Raw genomic sequence first — 19982 nt, 5'->3', positions numbered from 1 at the left:
GCGCCGGCCGATGTCCATCGATCTCCCGAAGTCCGTGACGCTCGCCCAGATCGACGCGGCCGCTGCGCTGCTCGACGCGGGGCAGCTCGTCGCGTTCCCGACCGAGACCGTCTACGGGCTCGGCGGCGACGCGGCGAATCCCGAAGCCGTCGCGCGCATCTACGCGGCGAAAGGGCGGCCCGCGAACCATCCGGTGATCGTGCATCTGCCGCCGGGCGGCGATCCCGGCTACTGGGCCGACGAACTGCCGGCCGATGCGCACGCGCTGATCGATGCATTCTGGCCGGGCCCGCTGACGCTGATCCTGAAACGCCATGCGCGCATTCCGGACGCCGTGAGCGGCGGGCAGGATTCGGTCGGGCTGCGCTGCCCGTCGCATCCGGTCGCGCAGGCGCTGCTGGCCGCGTTCAGCGCGCGGCGCGGCGGCCACGGCGGTGTCGCGGCACCGTCCGCGAACCGGTTCGGCCACGTGAGTCCGACGACCGCACAGCACGTGCGCGACGAATTCGGCGACACCGTGCACGTGCTCGACGGCGGCGCATCCGAAGTCGGCATCGAATCGACGATCCTCGATCTGTCGCGCGGTTTCCCGGCGCTGCTGCGCCCGGGCCACGTGACGCCGCAACAGCTCGCCGACGTGCTCGGCCGTGCGCCGCAGCTGCCGGATGGCAGCGATGCGACCGCACCGCGCGCGTCGGGCACGCTGAAAGCGCATTACGCGCCGCGCACGCCGCTCGCGCTGCTGCCGTTCGACGCGCTCGAGCCGCTGCTCGCGGCTGCGCAAACCGACGGCGAACGCGTCGCGCTCGTCGCCCGTGCGTCGCGCGCGGGGCGCTGGGCGCAGGCCGACGGCGTGCATTTCGTCGCGGCGCCGGAAGATCCGCAAGCCTATGCGCGCGACCTGTACGGGATGCTGCGTGCGCTCGATCGTGCACAGGTTGCGCGCATTCTCGTCGAGAAGCTGCCCGAAACGGTCGAATGGATCGCGGTCAACGATCGCCTCGGCCGCGCGGCGGCCGCGTTCGAAGCACGCGACTGACACCCGTTTCGCTTGACGAATAAAAAACGCCCGACCGGCAAACCGGTCGGGCGTTTTCGTTTGGGCGCGTGGCCGGCGGCTTACTTGCCGACGCCGGATTTCGCGATCTGCTGTTCGACGAACTGCGCGAACAGTGCATGCAGGCGCGTCGTCGGGTGGACCGTGTCGGCGAACATGTAGGTCTGGTCCGCGTTCGCGACCGTGTAGGTCTGCTGCGAGCAGAACAGCGACGAGCCGAATGCGGTTGCATTCGCGACACCGTACTGCGTGGCGGCCTGCACCATCGCCTTCAGGTTACAGGCGGTGTCGGTGTTCGACACGGCGAAGCCGTTCGCCTTGTAGTTCGCGAGGATGCCGTCCTGCCACGTGAACGTGTCGAGCAGCACGTACTTGGTCGTGTCGACCTTGAGTGCCTGCAGCGTCGCGGCGAGCGTGCCGTTGAACAGCATCGACAGTTGCGTGAGGGTCGTCTGCGTGCCGCCTTGCAGCGCGAGCGGCGTGCCGCCGATATCCGGCACGTTCGACACGAACACGTGCGTCGCGCCGGCGGCGACGATTTGCTGCACGAGACCCGCGAGCTGTTGCGCGGCAGCGCCGATGTTCTGCTGCAGTTGCGTCGGCGTGATCGCGCCGGCCTGCAGCGCCGCGACCTGGTAGAAGATGTCGTTCGCGCCGCCGTTCAGCAGCACGATCTGGCCGCCGTTGAAGCTGCCGTGCTGCGACACGTATTGCTTGACCTGGTCGGCGATCGGCGTCGTGGTTGCCTGCGCGAAGTCGGCGTTCGGCACGCTGGCGTCCGCGTGGCCGATGCCCGGCTGCTGCGTCACGCGCGAGCCGCCCTGCGCGTAGCCGAGGCCGCCGGTGGCCTGCAGCGGGATGCCGAAGCCGCCCTGGTTCGCGGGCTGCAGCGTGTCGCCGTAGTACTGCGCGACGTTCTGCGTCCACACCTGGCCCGGGTTGGTCGTGAAGCGGCCGCCGCCGAAGCCGAGCTTGATCTGCGAGTAGGTGCCCGCATCGGACAGGCTGTCGCCGAACGACACGACCTGCATCTTCACGCCCGACGGCGGCGTGTTCGATGCGCTGCTGCTGTTGTTGTCGTCACCGCCGCCGCACGCGGCGAGCAGCGCGAGCGCGGCGCCGGCGATCGCGACCTGCGCGGTGCGCAGCATGCGCTGACGGGTGCGGGAAGGTGCGTGTTGTTGTGTCTGCATCGTTCGATCTCCTCGTAGATATGGCCTGATGTGTTTCTCATCTGCCGCGTGCCTGCTCGGTTCCGGGCTGCGCGGCGGCCGTTGGCTAAAACGGTTTATTGGTCACGCGCAGCTGCCAGCGGGACGGTGCGCGGATCCTGGTTCGCGGCCTCGGCGATCTGCGCATGATAAGCGCTCGCCCATTCGGGCGGGCCGAAAATCGCGCGCAGCTTGTTGCGCCATCCGTCGACGTGCAACGCGTCGGCCGCCAGCGAACCCCACTCGTGGAACGTCGCGACGAGCGGGTTGTTCGAGCCGAGCCGCTCGACGATCCCGTACTGCGGCGGATCGTCGGGCGTCTCCTCGACATAGCTGCCGAACAGGCGATCCCAGATCACCAGGACGCCTGCGTAATTGCGGTCGATGTAGCGCGCGTTGCGTGCATGGTGTGCGCGGTGGATCGACGGCGTGTTCAGCACGTACTCGAGCCAGCCGAGCTTGCCGATCGCCTGCGTGTGCACGAAGAACTGGAACGCGAGGTTGATCAGCACGATGCCGACCACCTGTTGCGGCGGGAAGCCGGCGAACGCGAGCGGCAGCCAGAACACCCACATGCCCGCGACGGGGTACATCAGGCTCTGGCGGAACGCGGTCGAGAAATTCATCCGCTCGGACGAGTGGTGCACGACGTGCGCGGCCCACAGCCAGCGCACGCGATGGCTCGCGCGATGGAATACGTAGTAGAGGAAATCCTGTGCGACGAACAGCACCGCGAACGACAGCCAGCTGTCGTGCCACGTGAACAGGCGATAGTGCTGGTAGCAGTACGCATAGACGGGGATCACGAACAGCCACGCGATCTTGTCGGCGCCCTGGTGCATCAGGGCGAGCGCCGCGTTGCACAGCGTGTCGCGCCATGCGTAGACATGGTCCTGCGCACGTGTGCGGGCGAGGTGCCAGGCCTCCCACGCGATGCAGAGCAGGAAGACGGGCGCCAGCGCGAGCAGAAGCAATTCGACGTCGAATCGCATGGGCGTGTCTCCTTCTTTCCCCTGCAAGCCATGAGGCCGGGCGTGTGGCCCGTTGTAGATATCGGTCAGGCCAACAGCCTACGCAATCGCCACGCGCAAGGCGAGGGGGCAGCGTAGAGGGTTCCCTCTGAGGACAGGGTTTCTACGGAAGCCGCGCGGCACGGGGCCGGGCGGTGTGGCCCTGTTTTGTGGGGGCGGTTTTTGGGCGGGGCGTCGTGCGTGGGCGGCGGGGGGCGTTTCAAACCGCGCAGCGCCGAATTCCGCTTGCGAGGTGGTGCGGGGCTGCGCGGGTCGCCCGTCAGGGCGACCCGCTGCGGGCGGCGTTGCGCTTCAGTGCGCGCCCGCGTAGATCCACTCGAGCAGCGTGTCGTGCGCGGCGCGCGCGCCTTCCGCGTGATCGTTGTTGATGAAGCTGACGACGATGTAGCTGTTGCCGTCGGCCCCGCCGACATAGCCGGCGATCGCGCGCACGTCGCGCAGCGTGCCGGTCTTGATGTGCGCGTTGCCGAGCACGCCGGCGTTGGTGAGGCGGTTCTTCATCGTGCCGTCGATGCCGGCGATCGGCAGCGAATCGACGAACGTCTGCGCGACGGGACTCGCGTTCGCGGCCTGCAGCAGGGCGGCGAGCGACAGCGCGCTCACGTGCTCTTCGCGCGACAGGCCCGAGCCGTTCTCGAGCACGAGGTCGGGCATCGCGATGCCGCTCTTCTGCAGGAACGCCTGGATCGCGCGGCTCGACTGCTCGGGCGTCGCGGGCGGCTTGCCGCTGACCGCGCCGATCGTCAGGAACAGGTTGCGCGCCATCACGTTGTTGCTGAACTTGTTGATGTCGTAGACGATGCTGCCGAGCACCGGGCTGTGATGCACGGCGAGCGGCCGCGCAGTGGTCGGCACCTTGCCTTCGCTCACGGGCCCCGCGATCGTGCCGCCGTCCTGCTGCCACAGCGCGAGGAAGCCGCGCGCGAAGAACGTCGTGTGATCGAGGATCGCGAGGTTGGTCGTGTGCGCGCCGCAGCGCAGCGGGTAGTCGCCGGCGAACGACGCGGTCATGATGCCGCCGCCGGCCGTCAGCGTCGGGCGCGCGGCCGCGGCAGCCGCGCTGCACGAGCCCGAGCCTTCCACGAGCTGGTTGTCGATCGACAGGTCCGCGAGCGGCGGCAGCACGTCGACGGCCACCTTGCCGTCGTCGCCCGGCGTGACCGTGAACGACACCGCCTTGAACGCGTACAGCAGCGGATCGGGGCCGACGTTGTACGGTGCGCTGGCGTCGTCGTCGAACGACGGCAGGTCGCGCGTCGACGCCGCGAAATAGCTCTTGTCGAGCACGAGGCCGCCGGCCACGCGCTTGACGCCGGCCTTGCGGAGCTTGTCGACGAGGTCGATCAGCTCTTCGGGCACGAGCTTCGGATCGCCGGTGCCCTTGATGTACAGGTTGCCCTGCAGCGTGCCGTCGGGGTCGATCGTGCCGTCGGCGTACGCGGTCGTGCGCCAGCGGTAGTCGGGGCCGAGGATCGACAGGCCCGAGAAGGTCGTCACCAGCTTCATCGTCGAGGCCGGCAGCATCGGCCGGCTCGCATTCCACGCGATCAGCGGTTCGGGATCGCCGACGCGCTCGACGACGACGCTCATCGCCGAGGCCGGCACCTTCGCGCGTTGCAGCGCGACGAGCACGGACGCCGGCAGGCCGGCCGCGCGCGCGGCCGGCGACACGACGACGGCCTTGCGCGCTTCCTTGTGGGACTTCTTGCGGGCCTGCGCGGACGGCGCGAACGCGAGGGCCGTGCAGGTGGCGACGACGGCTGCTGCGCGCAGGCAGACGCGGGCGCGGGGGGCGAACCGGGTGGAAAGATCGGAAATCGGCATGGGCGAATACGGGAAAAGCAGGGGTTCGGGCAGGGCGCGCGGCGGCGCCGAAGCGCACATTGTAGAGACAAGTCCGCGCAACCCCCTTGCAGTCCGCCTTACTGTTGCATTGCAGGGTGCCGCGCACGCGATTCGCGGCGCTACAATGGTCGGCGTGTTTGACTCGCTCCATGGATGCCTGTCCCGATGCGGATACTGCTTGTCGAAGATGATCGAATGATTGCCGAGGGCGTGCGCAAGGCGCTGCGCTCGGACGGCTTTGCGGTCGACTGGGTGCAGGACGGCGACGCGGCGCTCACGGCGCTCGGCGGCGAGACGTACGATCTGCTGCTGCTCGATCTCGGCCTGCCGAAGCGCGACGGCATCGACGTGCTGCGCACGCTGCGCGCACGCGGGCTGTCGCTGCCGGTGCTGATCGTCACCGCGCGCGATGCCGTCGCCGACCGCGTGAAGGGGCTCGACGCGGGCGCCGACGACTACCTCGTCAAGCCGTTCGACCTCGACGAACTGGGCGCGCGGATGCGCGCGCTGATCCGCCGCCAGGCCGGGCGCAGCGAGTCGCTGATCCGCCACGGCGCGCTGACGCTCGATCCCGCTTCGCACCAGGTGACGCTCGACGGCGTGCCCGTCGCGCTGTCCGCGCGCGAGTTCGCGCTGCTCGAGGCGCTGCTCGCGCGGCCGGGCGCGGTGCTGTCGAAGAGCCAGCTCGAGGAAAAGATGTACGGCTGGGGCGAGGAGATCGGCAGCAACACGGTCGAGGTCTACATCCACGCGCTGCGCAAGAAGCTCGGTTCGGACTTGATCCGCAACGTACGCGGGCTCGGCTACATGGTCGTCAAGGAAAGCTGACGCGTGAGGTCGATTCGTCATCAATTGCTGATCTGGCTGCTCGCGATCGTCGTCGCGGGCGTGGGCATCGCGGGCTGGCTCATCTACCGGCAGGCGCTCGCGGAAGCGAACGAACTGTTCGACTACCAGCTGCAGGAAATCGCCGCGGCGCTGCCGTCGGAGCCGTTCTCGCAGGTGTTCGGCTCGCGCACCAACGGCGACGAAGGCATCGTGATCCAGATCTGGAACCGCAACGGCGTGCTGATGTACTTCTCGCATCCGCGTGCGCCGATCGCGCCGCGGGCGGAACTCGGCTTCTCGACCGAGCGCACCGATCGCGGCGAGTGGCGCGTGTACGGTGCGATCGTCGGCGACAACGTCGTGCAGCTCGCGCAGCCGCTGTCGGTGCGCAACCGGCTGGCGGCGAACGTCGCGCTGCGCACGCTGTGGCCGCTGATCGTGCTGCTGCCGTTCCTCGGTGCTGCCGTGTGGGTGATCGTCGGTCGCGGGCTCGCGCCGCTCGGTCGCGTGACGCGCGCGGTCGAGGCGCGTCGGCCGGAAGCGCTCGATCCGTTGCCCGACGCGCGCCTGCCGCTCGAGGTGCAGCCGCTCGTCCGCGCGCTGAACGGGCTGCTTGCGCGGCTGTCGGCCGCGCTCGATACGCAGAAGGCGTTCGTCGCCGACGCCGCGCACGAGCTGCGCACGCCGCTCGCGGCCGTGCAGATCCAGGCGCAGCTGGTCGCCCGCGCGAAGGACGATGCATCGCGCCGCGAGGCGGTCGCGGATCTCCAGGACGGCGTGTCGCGCGCGACGCGCCTCACCGAGCAGTTGCTCGCGCTCGCACGCGCCGAGCCGGACGGCGCGACGATGCGCGAGCCGGTCGACCTGCAGGCGCTGCTCGCCGAATGCGTGGCCGCGCATGCGCCGCTCGCACAGCGGCACAACATCGATCTCGGCTTCGAGGAAACGCGTGCGGCGAGCGTCGTTGCGGACGTCGGCGCGCTGCGCGTGATGTTCGGCAACCTGCTCGACAACGCGGTGAAGTACACGCCGGACGGCGGCCGCATCGACGTGTCGTTGACGAGCGACGCGGCCGGCCGCGCGTGCGTGCAGATCGGCGACAGCGGGCCCGGCATTCCGGCGGACGAGCGCGAGCGCGTGTTCGACCGCTTCTATCGCGACAGCACGGCACGTGCACGCACCGACGTGTCGGGCAGCGGCCTCGGGCTTGCGATCGTCAAGCGCGTGGCGGCGCAGCAGGGCGCGACGGTGTCACTCGGCGATGCGGCCGCGGGCGGCCTGCTCGTCAGCGTCGTGTTCCGCGATGCCGAGATGCCGGCCCAGGCGCCGCAGCCGTCCGAATCCGTGTGAAGCGTGCCGCCGGGGCGGGCGCCGGCGGCCGCTTAAGCCCCGCTTAAGGCTGATTAAGCCTCCTTTAAGTCAGGGTCGTTACGCTGCGTCCTAACAAAGAGGAGGTCCTACGATGAACACCCGATTCCTTGCGCGCGGCGCCGTCGCGGTCGCCGTGGCGGCCGCCCTGTCGGCCGGCTATTTCGCCGGCACCCGTCGCGCCGATCCGCAGATCATCACGCCCGCGCAGGCTGCCGCACTGATGCCGGCCGAAGCGGCCGCCAAGACCGGCATCCCCGATTTCTCCGGGCTCGTCGAGACCTACGGCCCGGCGGTCGTGAACATCAGCGCGAAGCACGTCGTGAAGCAGGTGTCGCGGCGCGTGCAGCAGCCGCAGCTGCCGATCGACCCGAGCGACCCGTTCTACCAGTTCTTCAAGCACTTCTACGGCCAGGTGCCGGGCATGGGCGGCGACGCGCAGCCGGACGACCAGCCGAGCGCGAGCCTCGGCTCCGGGTTCGTCATCAGCTCCGACGGGTACATCCTCACCAATGCGCACGTGATCGACGGCGCGAACGTCGTCACGGTCAAGCTGACCGACAAGCGCGAATACAAGGCGAAGGTCGTCGGCGCCGACAAGCAGTCCGACGTCGCGGTGCTGAAGATCGACGCGAGCGGCCTGCCGACCGTGAAGATCGGCGATCCGGCGCAGAGCAAGGTCGGCCAGTGGGTCGTCGCGATCGGCTCGCCGTACGGCTTCGACAACACGGTCACGTCGGGCATCATCAGCGCGAAGTCGCGCGCGCTGCCGGACGAGAACTACACGCCGTTCATCCAGACCGACGTGCCGGTGAATCCCGGCAACTCGGGCGGCCCGCTGTTCAACCTGCAGGGCGAGGTGATCGGCATCAACTCGATGATCTACTCGCAGACGGGCGGCTTCCAGGGCCTGTCGTTCGCGATCCCGATCAACGAGGCGATCAAGGTGAAGGACGAGCTCGTGAAGACGGGCCACGTGAGCCGCGGCCGCCTCGGCGTCGCCGTGCAGGGGCTGAACCAGACGCTCGCGAGTTCGTTCGGGCTGCCGAAGCCGGACGGCGCGCTCGTCAGCTCGGTCGACCCGAACGGTCCGGCCGCGAAGGCCGGCCTGCAGCCGGGCGACGTGATCCTGTCGGTCAACGGTTCGCCGGTCGCCGATTCGACGTCGCTGCCCGCGCAGATCGCGAACCTGAAGCCCGGTTCGAAGGCCGACCTGCAGATCTGGCGCGACAAGTCGAAGAAGTCGCTCAGCGTGACGCTCGGCGCGATGGCCGATGCGAAGCTCGCGTCGAACGACGGCGGGCCGGTCGAGCAGGGCCGCCTGGGCGTCGCGGTGCGGCCGCTGTCGCCGCAGGAGCGCAGTGCCGACAACCTGTCGCACGGGCTGATCGTGCAGCAGGCCGGCGGGCCGGCCGCCAACGCGGGCATCCAGCCCGGCGACGTGATCCTCGCGGTCAACGGCCGCCCGGTCACGAGCCCCGAGCAGTTGCGCGACGCGGTCAAGGGAGCGGGCAACAGTCTTGCTCTGCTGATCCAGCGCGATAATGCACAGATCTTCGTGCCGGTCGACCTGAGCTGACCGGTATGGCCGACGGCCGGCCAGGCCGGCCGCGGCGGGCGCCGCCGCCGCTCGGTCGCGTGACGCAGCGCCCCGTATGTGTTCCGACCCCAAGGAGAGAGCCATGCAATATCTACGCAACGTGTCCCGATTTGCCGTCGCGGCGGCGCTGGCCGCCGGCCTCGCAGCCGGTGCGACCGGCGCGTACGCGCAGTCGGACGGCTTGCCCGCCGCGCGCCAGCAGGGCGACGTCACCTTCGTGTCCGGCGGCGTCGGGCAGGACGAATCGACGGCGTTCCAGCGCAACGAAGCGAAGTGGCCGCTGGCGCTGCGCTTCACCGGCAAGGGCGGCGAGTTCCTGGCCGACGTCCATGTGCGGATCGTCGACGGCAAGGGTGCCGAGGTGCTGAAGACCGACGCGCGCGGGCCGTACATGCTCGTGCAGGTGCCGCCCGGGCGCTATACGGTGCATGCGTCGTACCAGGGCAACGACGAGTCGCGCGCCGTCACCGTCGGCGCGAAGGGCGGCGCGAAAACCGCGTTCCAGTGGAGCGCGCAGTAGCACGCCGCGCGCGGCCCGGGCGCGGGTCGCGCAATCGGACGAAGTTTCGCCCATAATGAAAGCCACGGCACCCGTGCCGTGGCTTTTTTCGTTTCCTGCCCCCGGCCCGCCGGCCGCCCGAAGGAGAAACGATGTCCGATGCAGCCGACCCTCGACTCGAAATCGTGCCGAACCGTCATCGCGTGCGCGTGATTCATCGCGGCATCACGTATGCCGATTCGCATGGCGCGCTGACCGTGCGCGAAACGGGGCTCCCGGACATCCATTACCTGCCGCGCAGCGACGTCAACATGCGCCGGCTCGTGAAATCCGGCACCACGACGGCCTGCCCGTACAGGGGGCAAGCCGTGCACTTCGATTTGCAGACCGAAGACGGCGTGATCGAGAACGCCGCATGGAGTTACGAAGAACCGAAGGAGGCGGCGTCCGTGCTTGCGCACTACGTCGCCTTCGATGCCGCACGGATCGACAGTCTCGTCGAGACGTCCTGATGCGGCGCGCGTTCATCGGGGAGGCGTCATGGAACTGAACGACACGTTACGCGTACCGCTCGCGCCGCCTGTCGTGCGGGATGCGCTTGAAGATCTCGCATTGCTGCGGGCGAGCTTCGACCATTGCGAATCGTTCGTGAAACTCGCACACGGCGAGTTCGCGTTGACGATCACGGTGCCGCTCGGGCCGCTGCGCGCCCGCTACGACGTGCGCGCGCACGCGGCCGCCGAGCACGGCGATGCGGAGGGGCAGCCGCGCCGCGTGCTCAACTTCAAGGCGCGGGCCGACGGCCTCGGCGCGCTGCGCGGCCAGGTCGAACTCGTGCTGATGCCGGACGACGACGCGAGCGCCACGCGCATCGAATATGTCGTCTGGGCGACGGCGAGCGGGCCGCTGGCCGAGCTGCCGGGGCGACAGATCGACAATGCGCTGCGCGAGTGGACCGACACCTTCTTCCGCGAGTTTTGCGCAGTCGTGCAGGCGAAGCACGGCCTCGCGCCGAATCGCGCGCGCTCGCACGCGCAGCGGCGCCAGCACGTGTTCCTGCGGCCGGCATCGCTGGTGGCCGCGACGAAGCGTTCGCTGCCGCCGCATCTCGGCGGCGCGCTGACCGGTCGTGCCGCCAGTGCGCTCCCGCATCGCGGTTCCGGCACGGTGCCCGTCTGGGCATGGGCGGCGATGATCGTGTTCGTCGCGCTGCTGCTTTATGCGGCGCGCTGGATCAACGGCGCCTGAGCGGCCGGCCGGTTCCCCCGGTTCCACTTCACGGCCTGCGCGCCGACCGCGAGGCGGGCGTTACCGTCCCGCATCGGCATAGGCCGCGGCGCCGCGAAAATCCCTTCGATAGGCAGATGGCGACGTGCCGAGCGCGCCCGCGAAATGCTGGCGCAGCGACACGCTAGAGCCGTAGCCGGCCGCCTGCGCGATCGCGTCGATCGATTGCCCGGTGGTTTCGAGCAGATGCTGCGCACGCGCGAGCCGCTCGGCCTGCAGCCACGCGGTGACGGTCGTGCCCGTCGCCTGGCGGAAGTGGCGCGTGAACGTACGGCGGCTCATCAGCACGCGTTCGGCGAGCGAATCGACGCTGTGCGCGGCGTCGAGGTGCGCCCGCACCCAGTCGAGCAGGCCCGCGAGCCGCGCATCGCGCGGGTGGGCGGCGACCGGCTGCGGCACGTACTGGGCCTGCCCGCCCTGGCGGTGCGGCGGGATCACGAGGCGGCGCGCGATCTGGTTCGCGGCGTCCGAGCCGAAGCGGCGCCGCACGACGTGCAGGCAGCAGTCGAGCCCCGCGGCCGTGCCGGCCGACGTCATCAGGTTGCCGTCGTCCACGTACAGCACGTCGGGATCGAGTTTCACGCGCGGAAAGCGTTGCGCGAAATCGTCGGCCCACGCCCAGTGCGTGGTGGCCGGGCGGCCGTCGAGGAGGCCTGCCGCGGCGAGCACGTACGCGCCGAGGCACAGCCCGACGAGTTGCGCGCCACGGGCGGCGACCGCGCGGACGGCATCGAGCATCGCGTCGGGCGGCGCTTCGTCCGGGTCGCGCCATGCCGGCACGATGACGATGTCCGCATCGTCGAGTGCGTCGAGCCCGTACGGCGCGGTGATCGTGAAGCCGCCCGTCGTGGACAGCGGGCCGCGCTCGGCCGAGCAGACGCGGAACTCGAACACGGGCGACGCGGCTGCGTCGCGTTCCTTGCCGAACACGACGGACGGCACCGACAGGTGGAACGGGCTGATGCCGTCGTATGCGATTACGGCGACGACGGTCGGTGCGGTCGGAACGGGCGAAGCGGGCGACGCGGGTGATGCAGCGGCGGTCATGGCGGGCTCCGGATGGGCGATGGCCCGATTCTATCGAAGAATGGCTATCGGGCCACTGTCCGCACCGGCGACGCGGCTCGACAATGCATCGCATCGCGCTGCTGGCTGTCCCGTTCCGGGGCGGGACAGCGCCTCCGGACCAGGAGCCCGCCATGTCGAACGCCGTCCCGTCTTCCGTTTCCCAGCCTGCTGCCCGCCGTGCGCTGATCGTGATCGACGTCCAGAACGAATACGTGACGGGCAGTTTGCCGATCGAGTATCCGCCGCTCGATGTGTCGCTCGCGAACATCGGCCGCGCGATTGACGCCGCGCATGCGGCCGGCGTGCCGGTGATCGCGGTCCAGCACGTTGCACCGGCCGGCGCGCCGATCTTCGCGCCCGGCAGCGACGGCGTCGCGCTGCACACGGTGGTCGCCAGCCGGCCGTACGCGCACCTGATCGAGAAAGCGCAGGCGAGTTCGTTCGCCGGCACCGGTCTCGCTGCGTGGCTCGACGCGCACGGGATCGACACGCTCGTGGTGGCCGGCTACATGACGCACAACTGCAATGCCGCAACGGTCTATCACGCGGCGCATGCGGGGCTGAAGGTCGAATACCTGGACGACGCGACGGGTGCGCTGCCTTACGAGAACGAAGCGGGGGCGGCGAGTGCCGAAGAGATTCACCGCGCGTACACGGTGGTGTTCCAGTCGAATTTCGCGGCGGTGATGTCGACCGACGCGTGGATCGCGGGACTGGCCGGCGCACCGGTGCCGGCGCGCGATTCGGTGGCTGCGTCGAACCGGCGGGCCCGCGCGCATCGCGCGAAGGCGGCCTGACCCGGCCGGAGGGGCGGGGGCGGCCGCGCCGTCAGTCGCCGTCCTTCAGCATCGCCGGGCTGTAGCGCAGCATGTCGAAACAGCCGTCGACGAGCTTTTCCGCATGCTGCTCGGCGTCGATCTCGTCGGGCAGCATCAGCATGTCCCGCACGAAGCCGCTGACGAGCGTGTGCAGCATCAGGGTCGCCCGCCACGTATCGAGCCGCTCGGGCAGCAGCTTGAGCCGCACGGCCACTGCGAGATCGGCGTCGATCGTGTGCAGCGCCTCGCTCATCCCCGCGCGGTTGCGCTGCAGCAGCGGCTCCATGTCCGCGACGTACTCGCACTTCATGAACAGGATGCTGAACACGCGCCGCAGCTGCGAGTCGCGCTGCACGCCGAGCAGGCACCAGATCAGGATCTGCCGGACCTTCTCGAGCGGATTGCCGCCCGGCGCGTCGAGCGGCATCCGCTTCAGTTCGTCGATCGGCAGAAATACGCGGTCGAACATCGCGTCGAACAGTTCGCTCTTGTTCGCGAAGTGCCAGTAGATCGCGCCGCGCGTCACGCCGGCGTGCTGCGCGATGTCCGCGAGCGACGTGTGCGACACACCCTTCTCGAAGAACACGTGCTCGGCGGCGTCGAGAATGCGGTTGCGCGTCTCGAGCGCCTCCTCCTTGGTACGTCTGACCATGTGCAGGCCTGAATGGATCGGTCGTAGGTGAATATAGGGTCTGCAACCCTCGCAGCCGTCATGGAGACGGGCTATGCTTGCCACTGGTAACAATCCGTAAGACTGGACCGTCGGCAGGGCACAAACGGGCTTTTTACATACATTCGTGAATGTATATACAATACCACCCTACGATCGAATGACCCAAGTGGCAATCAGTTAATATCCCACTCTGCTGATTCCCGCCAAAGTACCTGTCCGCAGTTCGCGGCATCCCCGTCGGCACGGAGGTCTCGTGCCGACGTGCTGTATCTAGTAGTCCAGTAATTCAGGTGTTCGATCTGCGCCGCGAGGCGCATCCGTGTTGCGCTCCCGCCGGGTGCTGCACTTATTCCATTGGCTATACACAGAGGTCGCTCCATGCGCGTCGAACGGGTTCCATACCGCTTGATCACTGTCGCGGCAGCCGCGGTTTTCCTGGCTGCATGCGGAAAAAAAGAATCGGCACCGCCGCCGCAAACGCCGGAAGTCGGCGTCGTCACCGTCCAGCCGCAAGCCGTTCCGGTCTTCACCGACCTGCCGGGCCGCACCAGTGCATTCCTTGTCGCGCAGGTGCGCGCACGGGTCGACGGCATCGTGCTGCGCCGTGAATTCACCGAAGGCACCGACGTCAAGGCCGGCCAGCGCCTCTACAAGATCGACCCGGCGCCGTACGTCGCCGCGCTGAACAGCGCGAAGGCGACGCTCGCGAAGGCGCAGGCGAACCTCGTCACGCAGAACGCGCTGGTCGCGCGCTACAAGGTGCTGGTCGCCGCGAACGCGGTCAGCAAGCAGGACTACGACAACGCGGTGGCCACGCAAGGGCAGGCCGCTGCCGACGTCGCAGCCGGCAAGGCGGCGGTCGACACCGCGCAGATCAACCTCGGCTATACGGATGTCGTGTCGCCGATCACCGGCCGCGTCGGCATTTCGCAAGTGACGCCGGGCGCGTACGTGCAGGCGAGCCAGGCCACGCTGATGTCGACCGTGCAGCAGCTCGATCCGGTGTACGTCGACCTCACGCAGTCGAGCCTCGACGGCCTGAAGCTGCGCCAGGACGTGCAGAGCGGCCGCCTGAAGACGAGCGGCCCGGGCGCGGCGAAGGTGTCGCTGATCCTGGAAGACGGCAAGACCTACTCGGAAGCGGGCAAGCTGCAGTTCTCGGACGTGACGGTCGACCAGACCACCGGCTCGGTGACGATCCGCGCGGTCTTCCCGAACCCGGGCCGCGTGCTGCTGCCGGGGATGTTCGTGCGCGCACGGATCGAGGAAGGCGTGAACGAGAACGCGTTCCTGGTGCCGCAGATCGGCGTCACGCATGACCAGAAGGGCCAGGCGGTCGCGATGGTGGTGAACGCCAGCAACAAGGTCGAGCCGCGTCCGCTGAAGACGACCGGCATGCAGGGCCCGAACTGGGTCGTCGAAGGCGGTCTGCAAGCGGGCGATCACGTGATCGTGCAGGGCGTCGACAAGGTGCGCCCGGGTGCGACCGTGAAGACGGTTGCCGCCCAGCTCGCGCCGGCGGCCGATGCCGCACCGGGCGCTGCTGCCGCCTCCGCCGCACCGGCTGCCGCCGGTTCCGGCGCCGCTGCTGCTTCCGGTGCCGCTGCATCGGGCGCCGCGCCGGCGAGTGCTGCCGCTGCTTCGAGCGCGCAATAACAGGGAGCCTGTTTCATGGCAAAGTTTTTTATCGATCGCCCGATCTTCGCGTGGGTGATCGCCATCATCCTGATGCTGGCCGGGGTCGCGTCGATCTTCACGCTGCCGATCTCGCAGTATCCGACGATCGCGCCGCCATCGATCCAGATCACCGCGAACTACCCGGGCGCTTCCGCGAAGACGGTGGAAGACACGGTGACGCAGGTGATCGAGCAGCAGATGAGCGGTCTCGACAACTTCCTGTACATGTCGTCGACGAGTGACGACTCGGGCAACGCGACGATCACGCTGACCTTCGCGCCGGGCACCAACGCCGACATCGCACAGGTCCAGGTGCAGAACAAGCTGTCGCTCGCGACGCCGGTTCTGCCGCAGGTCGTGCAGCAGCTCGGCCTGTCGGTGACGAAGTCGAGCAGCAGCTTCCTGCTGGTGCTCGCCTTCAACTCCGAAGACGGCAGCATGAACAAGTACGACCTCGCGAACTTCGTGGCGTCGCACGTGAAGGATCCGATCAGCCGGTTGAACGGCGTCGGTACCGTCACGCTGTTCGGCTCGCAGTACGCGATGCGGATCTGGCTCGACCCGAACCGCCTGACCAACTACGGCCTCACGCCGGTCGACGTGTCGACCGCGATTGCCGCGCAGAACGTGCAGATCGCGGGCGGCCAGATCGGCGGCACGCCGTCCACGCCGGGCACGATGCTGCAGGCGACGATCACCGAATCGACGCTGCTGCAGACCCCTGCGCAGTTCGGCAACATCCTGCTGAAGGTCAACCAGGACGGCTCGCAGGTTCGCCTGAAGGACGTCGCGAAGATCGAGCTCGGCGGCGAAAACTACAACTTCGACACGAAGTACAACGGTCAGCCGACCGCGGCACTCGGTATCCAGCTCGCGACCAACGCGAACGCCCTCGCCACTGCGAAGGCCGTGCGCGCGAAGATCGACGAACTGGCGCCGTTCTTCCCGCACGGTCTCGTCGTGAAGTACCCGTACGACACGACGCCGTTCGTGAAGCTGTCGATCGAGGAAGTGGTCAAGACGCTGCTCGAAGGTATCGTGCTCGTGTTCCTCGTGATGTATCTGTTTCTGCAGAACCTGCGGGCGACGATCATCCCGACGATCGCGGTGCCGGTCGTGCTGCTCGGTACGTTCGCGGTCATGTCGATGGTGGGCTTCTCGATCAACACGCTGTCGATGTTCGGCCTCGTGCTCGCGATCGGCCTGCTGGTGGACGATGCGATCGTGGTGGTGGAGAACGTCGAGCGGGTGATGGCGGAAGAGGGCTTGTCACCGAAGGAGGCGACCCGCAAGGCGATGGGCCAGATCACCGGCGCGCTGGTCGGTATCGCGCTCGTGCTGTCGGCCGTGTTCGTGCCGGTCGCGTTCTCCGGCGGCTCGGTCGGTGCGATCTATCGGCAGTTCTCGCTGACGATCGTGACGGCGATGATCTTGTCGGTGCTGGTTGCGTTGATCCTGACGCCGGCCTTGTGCGCGACGATCCTCAAGCCGATCCCGCAGGGCCATCACGAAGAGAAGAAGGGTTTCTTCGGCTGGTTCAACCGCACGTTCAACAACAGCCGCGACAAGTACCACGTCGGCGTGCACCACGTGATCAAGCGCTCGGGCCGCTGGCTCATCATCTATCTGGTCGTGATCGTCGCGGTCGGGCTGCTGTTCGTGCGCCTGCCGAAGTCGTTCCTGCCTGATGAAGACCAGGGCCTGATGTTCGTGATCGTGCAGACGCCGTCGGGTTCGACGCAGGAAACGACCGCGAAGACGCTCGCGAACATTTCCGACTACCTGCTGAAGGACGAGAAGGAAATCGTCGAGTCGGCGTTCACGGTCAACGGCTTCAGCTTCGCGGGCCGCGGCCAGAACTCCGGTCTCGTGTTCGTGCGCCTGAAGGACTACTCGCAGCGTCAGCATGCGAACCAGAAGGTGCAGGCGCTGATCGGCCGGATGTTCGGGCGTTACGCGGGCTACAAGGACGCGATCGTGATCCCGTTCAACCCGCCGTCGATTCCTGAACTCGGCACGGCTGCGGGCTTCGACTTCGAGCTGACGGACAATGCCGGTCTCGGCCACGATGCGCTGATGGCCGCGCGTAACCAGCTGCTCGGGATGGCCTCGAAGGATCCGACGCTGCAGGGTGTCCGTCCGAACGGCCTGAACGATACGCCGCAGTACAAGGTCGACATCGACCGCGAGAAGGCGAATGCGCTGGGCGTGACGGCGGATGCGATCGACCAGACGTTCTCGATCGCGTGGGCGTCGAAGTACGTGAACAACTTCCTCGACACCGACGGCCGGATCAAGAAGGTCTACGTGCAGGCAGACGCGCCGTTCCGGATGACGCCGGAAGACATGAACATCTGGTACGTGCGCAACGGGTCGGGCGGGATGGTGCCGTTCAGCGCGTTCTCAACCGGTCACTGGACGTACGGTTCGCCGAAGCTCGAGCGTTACAACGGCGTGTCGGCGATGGAAATCCAGGGTCAGGCCGCACCGGGCAAGTCGACCGGTCAGGCGATGACCGCGATGGAAGGGCTCGCGAAGAAGCTGCCGGTCGGTATCGGCTATTCGTGGACGGGCCTGTCGTTCCAGGAAATCCAGTCCGGTTCGCAGGCGCCGATCCTGTACGCGATCTCGATCCTCGTCGTGTTCCTGTGTCTCGCGGCACTGTATGAAAGCTGGTCGATCCCGTTCTCGGTGATCATGGTGGTGCCGCTCGGCGTGATCGGCGCACTGCTCGCGGCGACGATGCGCGGCCTCGAAAACGACGTGTACTTCCAGGTCGGCCTGTTGACCACGGTGGGCTTGTCAGCGAAGAACGCGATCCTGATCGTGGAATTCGCGCGCGAGTTGCAGGTGACCGAGAAGATGGGGCCGGTCGAAGCCGCGCTGGAAGCGGCGCGCCAGCGGCTGCGTCCGATCCTGATGACGTCGCTCGCGTTCATTCTCGGCGTGATGCCGCTCGCGATCAGCAACGGTGCGGGCTCGGCGAGCCAGCATGCGATCGGCACGGGCGTGATCGGCGGGATGCTCACGGCAACGTTCCTCGCAATCTTCCTGATCCCGATGTTCTTCGTGAAGATCCGTGCGATTTTCAGCGGCGAGCGGGAAGATGCCGACGAGGCATTGCGTCTGGCTCAGGAGCATGCGAAGCACGAAGAGACGCCGGGCAACGGCGACGAAGGCAACAAGGGACAGTGATGATGCAAAAACACGCTTTGACTGCAACCGCGGTCGCACTGGCCGCCGCGCTCCTTGCCACGGGCTGCACGATGGCGCCGCATTACAAGCGGCCCGACGCACCTGTCGCGCAGGCGTACCCGGCCGGCGGCGTCTATGCGACGCAGCCGGGTGCGGCCGGCGCGCGCAGCGCGAACGGCCAGGCGGCGACCGCCATCGGCTGGCGCGAATTCTTCGTCGATCCGCGCCTGCAGCGGCTGATCGAGATCGCGCTGAAGAACAACCGCGACCTGCGCGTGTCGGTGCTGAACATCGAGGCGGCGCGCGCGCAGTACCAGATCACGCGCGCGGGCCTGTTCCCGACGCTGAACGGTACGGGCACGGGCAATATCCAGCGCCTGCCGGCCGGTGTGTCGACGACGCAGCAGCCGCTGATCACGCGCAGCTACAACGTCGGGCTGTCCGCATCGTGGGAACTCGACCTGTTCGGTCGCGTGCAGAGCCTGAAGGACCAGGCGCTCGCGCAGTACCTGTCGACCGCGTATGCGCGGCAGGCGTCGGAGATCTCGCTGGTGTCGCAGGTGGCGGATCAATACCTGACGCTGCTGTCGACCGACGACCTGCTGCAGGTCACGGAGAACACGCTGAAGTCCGCTCAGGCGCAGTACGACCTGACCAAGCTGCAGTTCGACAACGGCACGGGCTCCGAGCTCGAGCTGCGTCAGGCGCAGACGGTGGTCGAGACGGCGCTCGCAAACCAGCAGGCGCAGGCGCGTGCCCGCGCACAGGCGCTGAACGCGCTGGTGCTGCTGATCGGCGAGCCGCTGCCGGACGACCTGCCGGCGGGCATGCCGCTCGACGCGCAGAACCTGCTGACGGACGTGCCGTCCGGGTTGCCGTCGGATCTGCTCACGCGCCGTCCGGACGTGATGCAGGCCGAGCAGACGCTGCTGGCCGCGAACGCGAACATCGGCGCGGCGCGCGCGGCGTTCTTCCCGAAGATCTCGCTGACGGCGGCGTTCGGCACCGCGAGCCCGACGCTGGGCGGCCTGTTCAAGGCCGGCACGGCGGCATGGTCGTTTGCGCCGAACATCGCATTGCCGATCTTCGAGGGCGGCGCGAACATCGCGAACCTCGATCTTGCGCACGTGCAGAAGCGCATCGAGATCGCGAACTACGAGAAGGCGATCCAGTCGGCGTTCCGCGAAGTGTCGGATGGCCTGGCCGCACGCGGCACGTACGACCAGCAGATCGCGGCGCTGGAGCGCAACGAGCACGCGCAGCAGCGCCGCTTCGATCTGTCGGACCTGCGTTACAAGAACGGCGTCGACAGCTACCTGTCGGTGCTGACCGCGCAGACGGACCTGTACTCGGCGCAGCAGACGCTGATCAGCGCGCGTCTGGCGCGCTGGACGAACCTGGTCGACCTGTACCGCGCCCTGGGCGGCGGGTGGGTCCAGCGCGCCGGCGAGACGCCGCGCGCGCCGGATGCACCGGTCGACTACGACAAGGCGGCCGCTCCGGCGGCGGCGTCGGCGGCAGCGACGAACGGGTAAGCGCAAGGAAGGGCAGGCGCGGGAAACCGCGCTTGTTCTTCGAACCGGCTGTACGCGTAAGCGAAACGCCACGGATGCAAATCCGTGGCGTTTTCTTTTGTACTGTCGAATCGTGCGGGAGAGGATCGTTGTCGTGACGATGGGTGCGTCGCGTCCTGCTTGCGCCGTACATGCCGTTCGGGCCGTACATGCCAATCACGCCAATCACGCCAATCACGCCAGTCCGCGCGACCATCGGTATCCAGCGCAGCGTGCTGCGACCAGTATTCACGGGCAAGGCGCGATCGCCC

General features: G+C 68.1%; 16 protein-coding genes. 11 read left to right on the top strand and 5 right to left on the bottom strand.

What is annotated here, in order from left to right; translation table 11 throughout:
- Window positions 1-10: 10 nt before the first annotated feature.
- Window positions 11-1039: an L-threonylcarbamoyladenylate synthase gene (locus ACWMMN_RS13915; protein WP_486422766.1), complete on the top strand. Its 1029-nt coding sequence runs from the start codon at window positions 11-13 to the stop codon at window positions 1037-1039.
- Window positions 1040-1119: 80 nt separating this feature from the next.
- Here the strand turns inward: ACWMMN_RS13915 and ACWMMN_RS13910 are convergent, their stop codons facing one another.
- The 3 genes from ACWMMN_RS13910 to dacB form a co-directional block, all read right to left on the bottom strand.
- The gene (locus ACWMMN_RS13910; protein ID WP_059233311.1) at window positions 1120-2250 is read right to left on the bottom strand and encodes an SGNH/GDSL hydrolase family protein; all 1131 of its coding nucleotides are present in this window, start codon (window positions 2248-2250) and stop codon (window positions 1120-1122) included.
- 95 nt (window positions 2251-2345) lie between these two features.
- Window positions 2346-3260, bottom strand: a complete 915-nt coding sequence (locus tag ACWMMN_RS13905; protein ID WP_059233312.1) for a sterol desaturase family protein — start codon at window positions 3258-3260, stop codon at window positions 2346-2348.
- 330 nt (window positions 3261-3590) lie between these two features.
- Complete coding sequence (gene dacB / locus ACWMMN_RS13900; RefSeq protein ID WP_059233313.1) at window positions 3591-5123, bottom strand: D-alanyl-D-alanine carboxypeptidase/D-alanyl-D-alanine endopeptidase; 1533 nt, start codon at window positions 5121-5123, stop codon at window positions 3591-3593.
- Window positions 5124-5309: 186 nt separating this feature from the next.
- Here dacB and ACWMMN_RS13895 point away from each other — a divergent pair, with 186 nt between their 5' ends.
- The 6 genes from ACWMMN_RS13895 (at window position 5310) to ACWMMN_RS13870 (ending at window position 10687) form a co-directional block, all read left to right on the top strand.
- The gene (locus tag ACWMMN_RS13895; RefSeq protein ID WP_059233314.1) at window positions 5310-5972 is read left to right on the top strand and encodes a response regulator; all 663 of its coding nucleotides are present in this window, start codon (window positions 5310-5312) and stop codon (window positions 5970-5972) included.
- Window positions 5973-5975: 3 nt separating this feature from the next.
- A complete protein-coding gene (locus ACWMMN_RS13890) occupies window positions 5976-7322 on the top strand; it encodes an ATP-binding protein (protein ID WP_059233315.1) in 1347 nt (448 codons plus the stop codon).
- A gap of 112 nt (window positions 7323-7434) precedes the next feature.
- Complete coding sequence (locus ACWMMN_RS13885) at window positions 7435-8919, top strand: DegQ family serine endoprotease (protein WP_059233316.1); 1485 nt, start codon at window positions 7435-7437, stop codon at window positions 8917-8919.
- Window positions 8920-9022: 103 nt separating this feature from the next.
- Window positions 9023-9460 (top strand): carboxypeptidase-like regulatory domain-containing protein, encoded by a 438-nt coding sequence (locus tag ACWMMN_RS13880; RefSeq protein WP_059233317.1) that lies wholly within the window; start codon window positions 9023-9025, stop codon window positions 9458-9460.
- A gap of 131 nt (window positions 9461-9591) precedes the next feature.
- Window positions 9592-9951, top strand: a complete 360-nt coding sequence (locus ACWMMN_RS13875) for a DUF427 domain-containing protein (protein WP_174993144.1) — start codon at window positions 9592-9594, stop codon at window positions 9949-9951.
- 28 nt (window positions 9952-9979) lie between these two features.
- Complete coding sequence (locus ACWMMN_RS13870; RefSeq protein WP_059233319.1) at window positions 9980-10687, top strand: SRPBCC family protein; 708 nt, start codon at window positions 9980-9982, stop codon at window positions 10685-10687.
- Window positions 10688-10747: 60 nt separating this feature from the next.
- Here the strand turns inward: ACWMMN_RS13870 and ACWMMN_RS13865 are convergent, their stop codons facing one another.
- A complete protein-coding gene (locus ACWMMN_RS13865; protein WP_486422765.1) occupies window positions 10748-11773 on the bottom strand; it encodes a helix-turn-helix domain-containing protein in 1026 nt (341 codons plus the stop codon).
- A 152-nt stretch (window positions 11774-11925) separates the two neighbouring features.
- On the opposite strand from ACWMMN_RS13865, the gene ACWMMN_RS13860 reads away from it, so the two are divergent.
- Entirely contained in the window at window positions 11926-12591 is a 666-nt protein-coding gene (locus tag ACWMMN_RS13860) for a cysteine hydrolase family protein (RefSeq protein ID WP_486422764.1), read from the top strand.
- 31 nt (window positions 12592-12622) lie between these two features.
- Here ACWMMN_RS13860 and ACWMMN_RS13855 read toward each other — a convergent pair whose 3' ends face one another.
- Window positions 12623-13264: a TetR family transcriptional regulator gene (locus tag ACWMMN_RS13855; RefSeq protein WP_059233321.1), complete on the bottom strand. Its 642-nt coding sequence runs from the start codon at window positions 13262-13264 to the stop codon at window positions 12623-12625.
- Between the two features lie 399 nt (window positions 13265-13663).
- On the opposite strand from ACWMMN_RS13855, the gene ACWMMN_RS13850 reads away from it, so the two are divergent.
- The 3 genes from ACWMMN_RS13850 to ACWMMN_RS13840 are packed head-to-tail and all read left to right on the top strand — an operon-like array spanning window position 13664 to window position 19692.
- On the top strand, window positions 13664-14941 hold the full coding sequence (locus ACWMMN_RS13850; protein ID WP_059233322.1) for an efflux RND transporter periplasmic adaptor subunit: 1278 nt from the start codon (window positions 13664-13666) through the stop codon (window positions 14939-14941).
- Window positions 14942-14956: 15 nt separating this feature from the next.
- The gene (locus ACWMMN_RS13845; protein ID WP_059233323.1) at window positions 14957-18157 is read left to right on the top strand and encodes an efflux RND transporter permease subunit; all 3201 of its coding nucleotides are present in this window, start codon (window positions 14957-14959) and stop codon (window positions 18155-18157) included.
- Entirely contained in the window at window positions 18157-19692 is a 1536-nt protein-coding gene (locus tag ACWMMN_RS13840) for an efflux transporter outer membrane subunit (protein ID WP_486422763.1), read from the top strand. The genes ACWMMN_RS13845 and ACWMMN_RS13840 overlap by 1 nt, the downstream gene beginning before the upstream one ends.
- The last annotated feature ends 290 nt before the right edge of the window (window positions 19693-19982 follow it).

The sequence above is a fragment of the Burkholderia cepacia complex sp. TUM26381 genome, assembly GCF_057439935.1.
This window is presented reverse-complemented; position numbering and strand designations above follow the sequence as displayed.

Coding starts and splice junctions, on each gene's coding strand:
- ACWMMN_RS13915 (WP_486422766.1), top strand. CDS start 11: ATGTCCATCGATCTCCCGAAGTCCGTGACGCTCGCCCAGATCGACGCG.
- ACWMMN_RS13910 (WP_059233311.1), bottom strand. CDS start 2,250: ATGCAGACACAACAACACGCACCTTCCCGCACCCGTCAGCGCATGCTG.
- ACWMMN_RS13905 (WP_059233312.1), bottom strand. CDS start 3,260: ATGCGATTCGACGTCGAATTGCTTCTGCTCGCGCTGGCGCCCGTCTTC.
- dacB (WP_059233313.1), bottom strand. CDS start 5,123: ATGCCGATTTCCGATCTTTCCACCCGGTTCGCCCCCCGCGCCCGCGTC.
- ACWMMN_RS13895 (WP_059233314.1), top strand. CDS start 5,310: ATGCGGATACTGCTTGTCGAAGATGATCGAATGATTGCCGAGGGCGTG.
- ACWMMN_RS13885 (WP_059233316.1), top strand. CDS start 7,435: ATGAACACCCGATTCCTTGCGCGCGGCGCCGTCGCGGTCGCCGTGGCG.
- ACWMMN_RS13880 (WP_059233317.1), top strand. CDS start 9,023: ATGCAATATCTACGCAACGTGTCCCGATTTGCCGTCGCGGCGGCGCTG.
- ACWMMN_RS13875 (WP_174993144.1), top strand. CDS start 9,592: ATGTCCGATGCAGCCGACCCTCGACTCGAAATCGTGCCGAACCGTCAT.
- ACWMMN_RS13870 (WP_059233319.1), top strand. CDS start 9,980: ATGGAACTGAACGACACGTTACGCGTACCGCTCGCGCCGCCTGTCGTG.
- ACWMMN_RS13865 (WP_486422765.1), bottom strand. CDS start 11,773: ATGACCGCCGCTGCATCACCCGCGTCGCCCGCTTCGCCCGTTCCGACC.
- ACWMMN_RS13860 (WP_486422764.1), top strand. CDS start 11,926: ATGTCGAACGCCGTCCCGTCTTCCGTTTCCCAGCCTGCTGCCCGCCGT.
- ACWMMN_RS13855 (WP_059233321.1), bottom strand. CDS start 13,264: ATGGTCAGACGTACCAAGGAGGAGGCGCTCGAGACGCGCAACCGCATT.
- ACWMMN_RS13850 (WP_059233322.1), top strand. CDS start 13,664: ATGCGCGTCGAACGGGTTCCATACCGCTTGATCACTGTCGCGGCAGCC.
- ACWMMN_RS13845 (WP_059233323.1), top strand. CDS start 14,957: ATGGCAAAGTTTTTTATCGATCGCCCGATCTTCGCGTGGGTGATCGCC.
- ACWMMN_RS13840 (WP_486422763.1), top strand. CDS start 18,157: ATGATGCAAAAACACGCTTTGACTGCAACCGCGGTCGCACTGGCCGCC.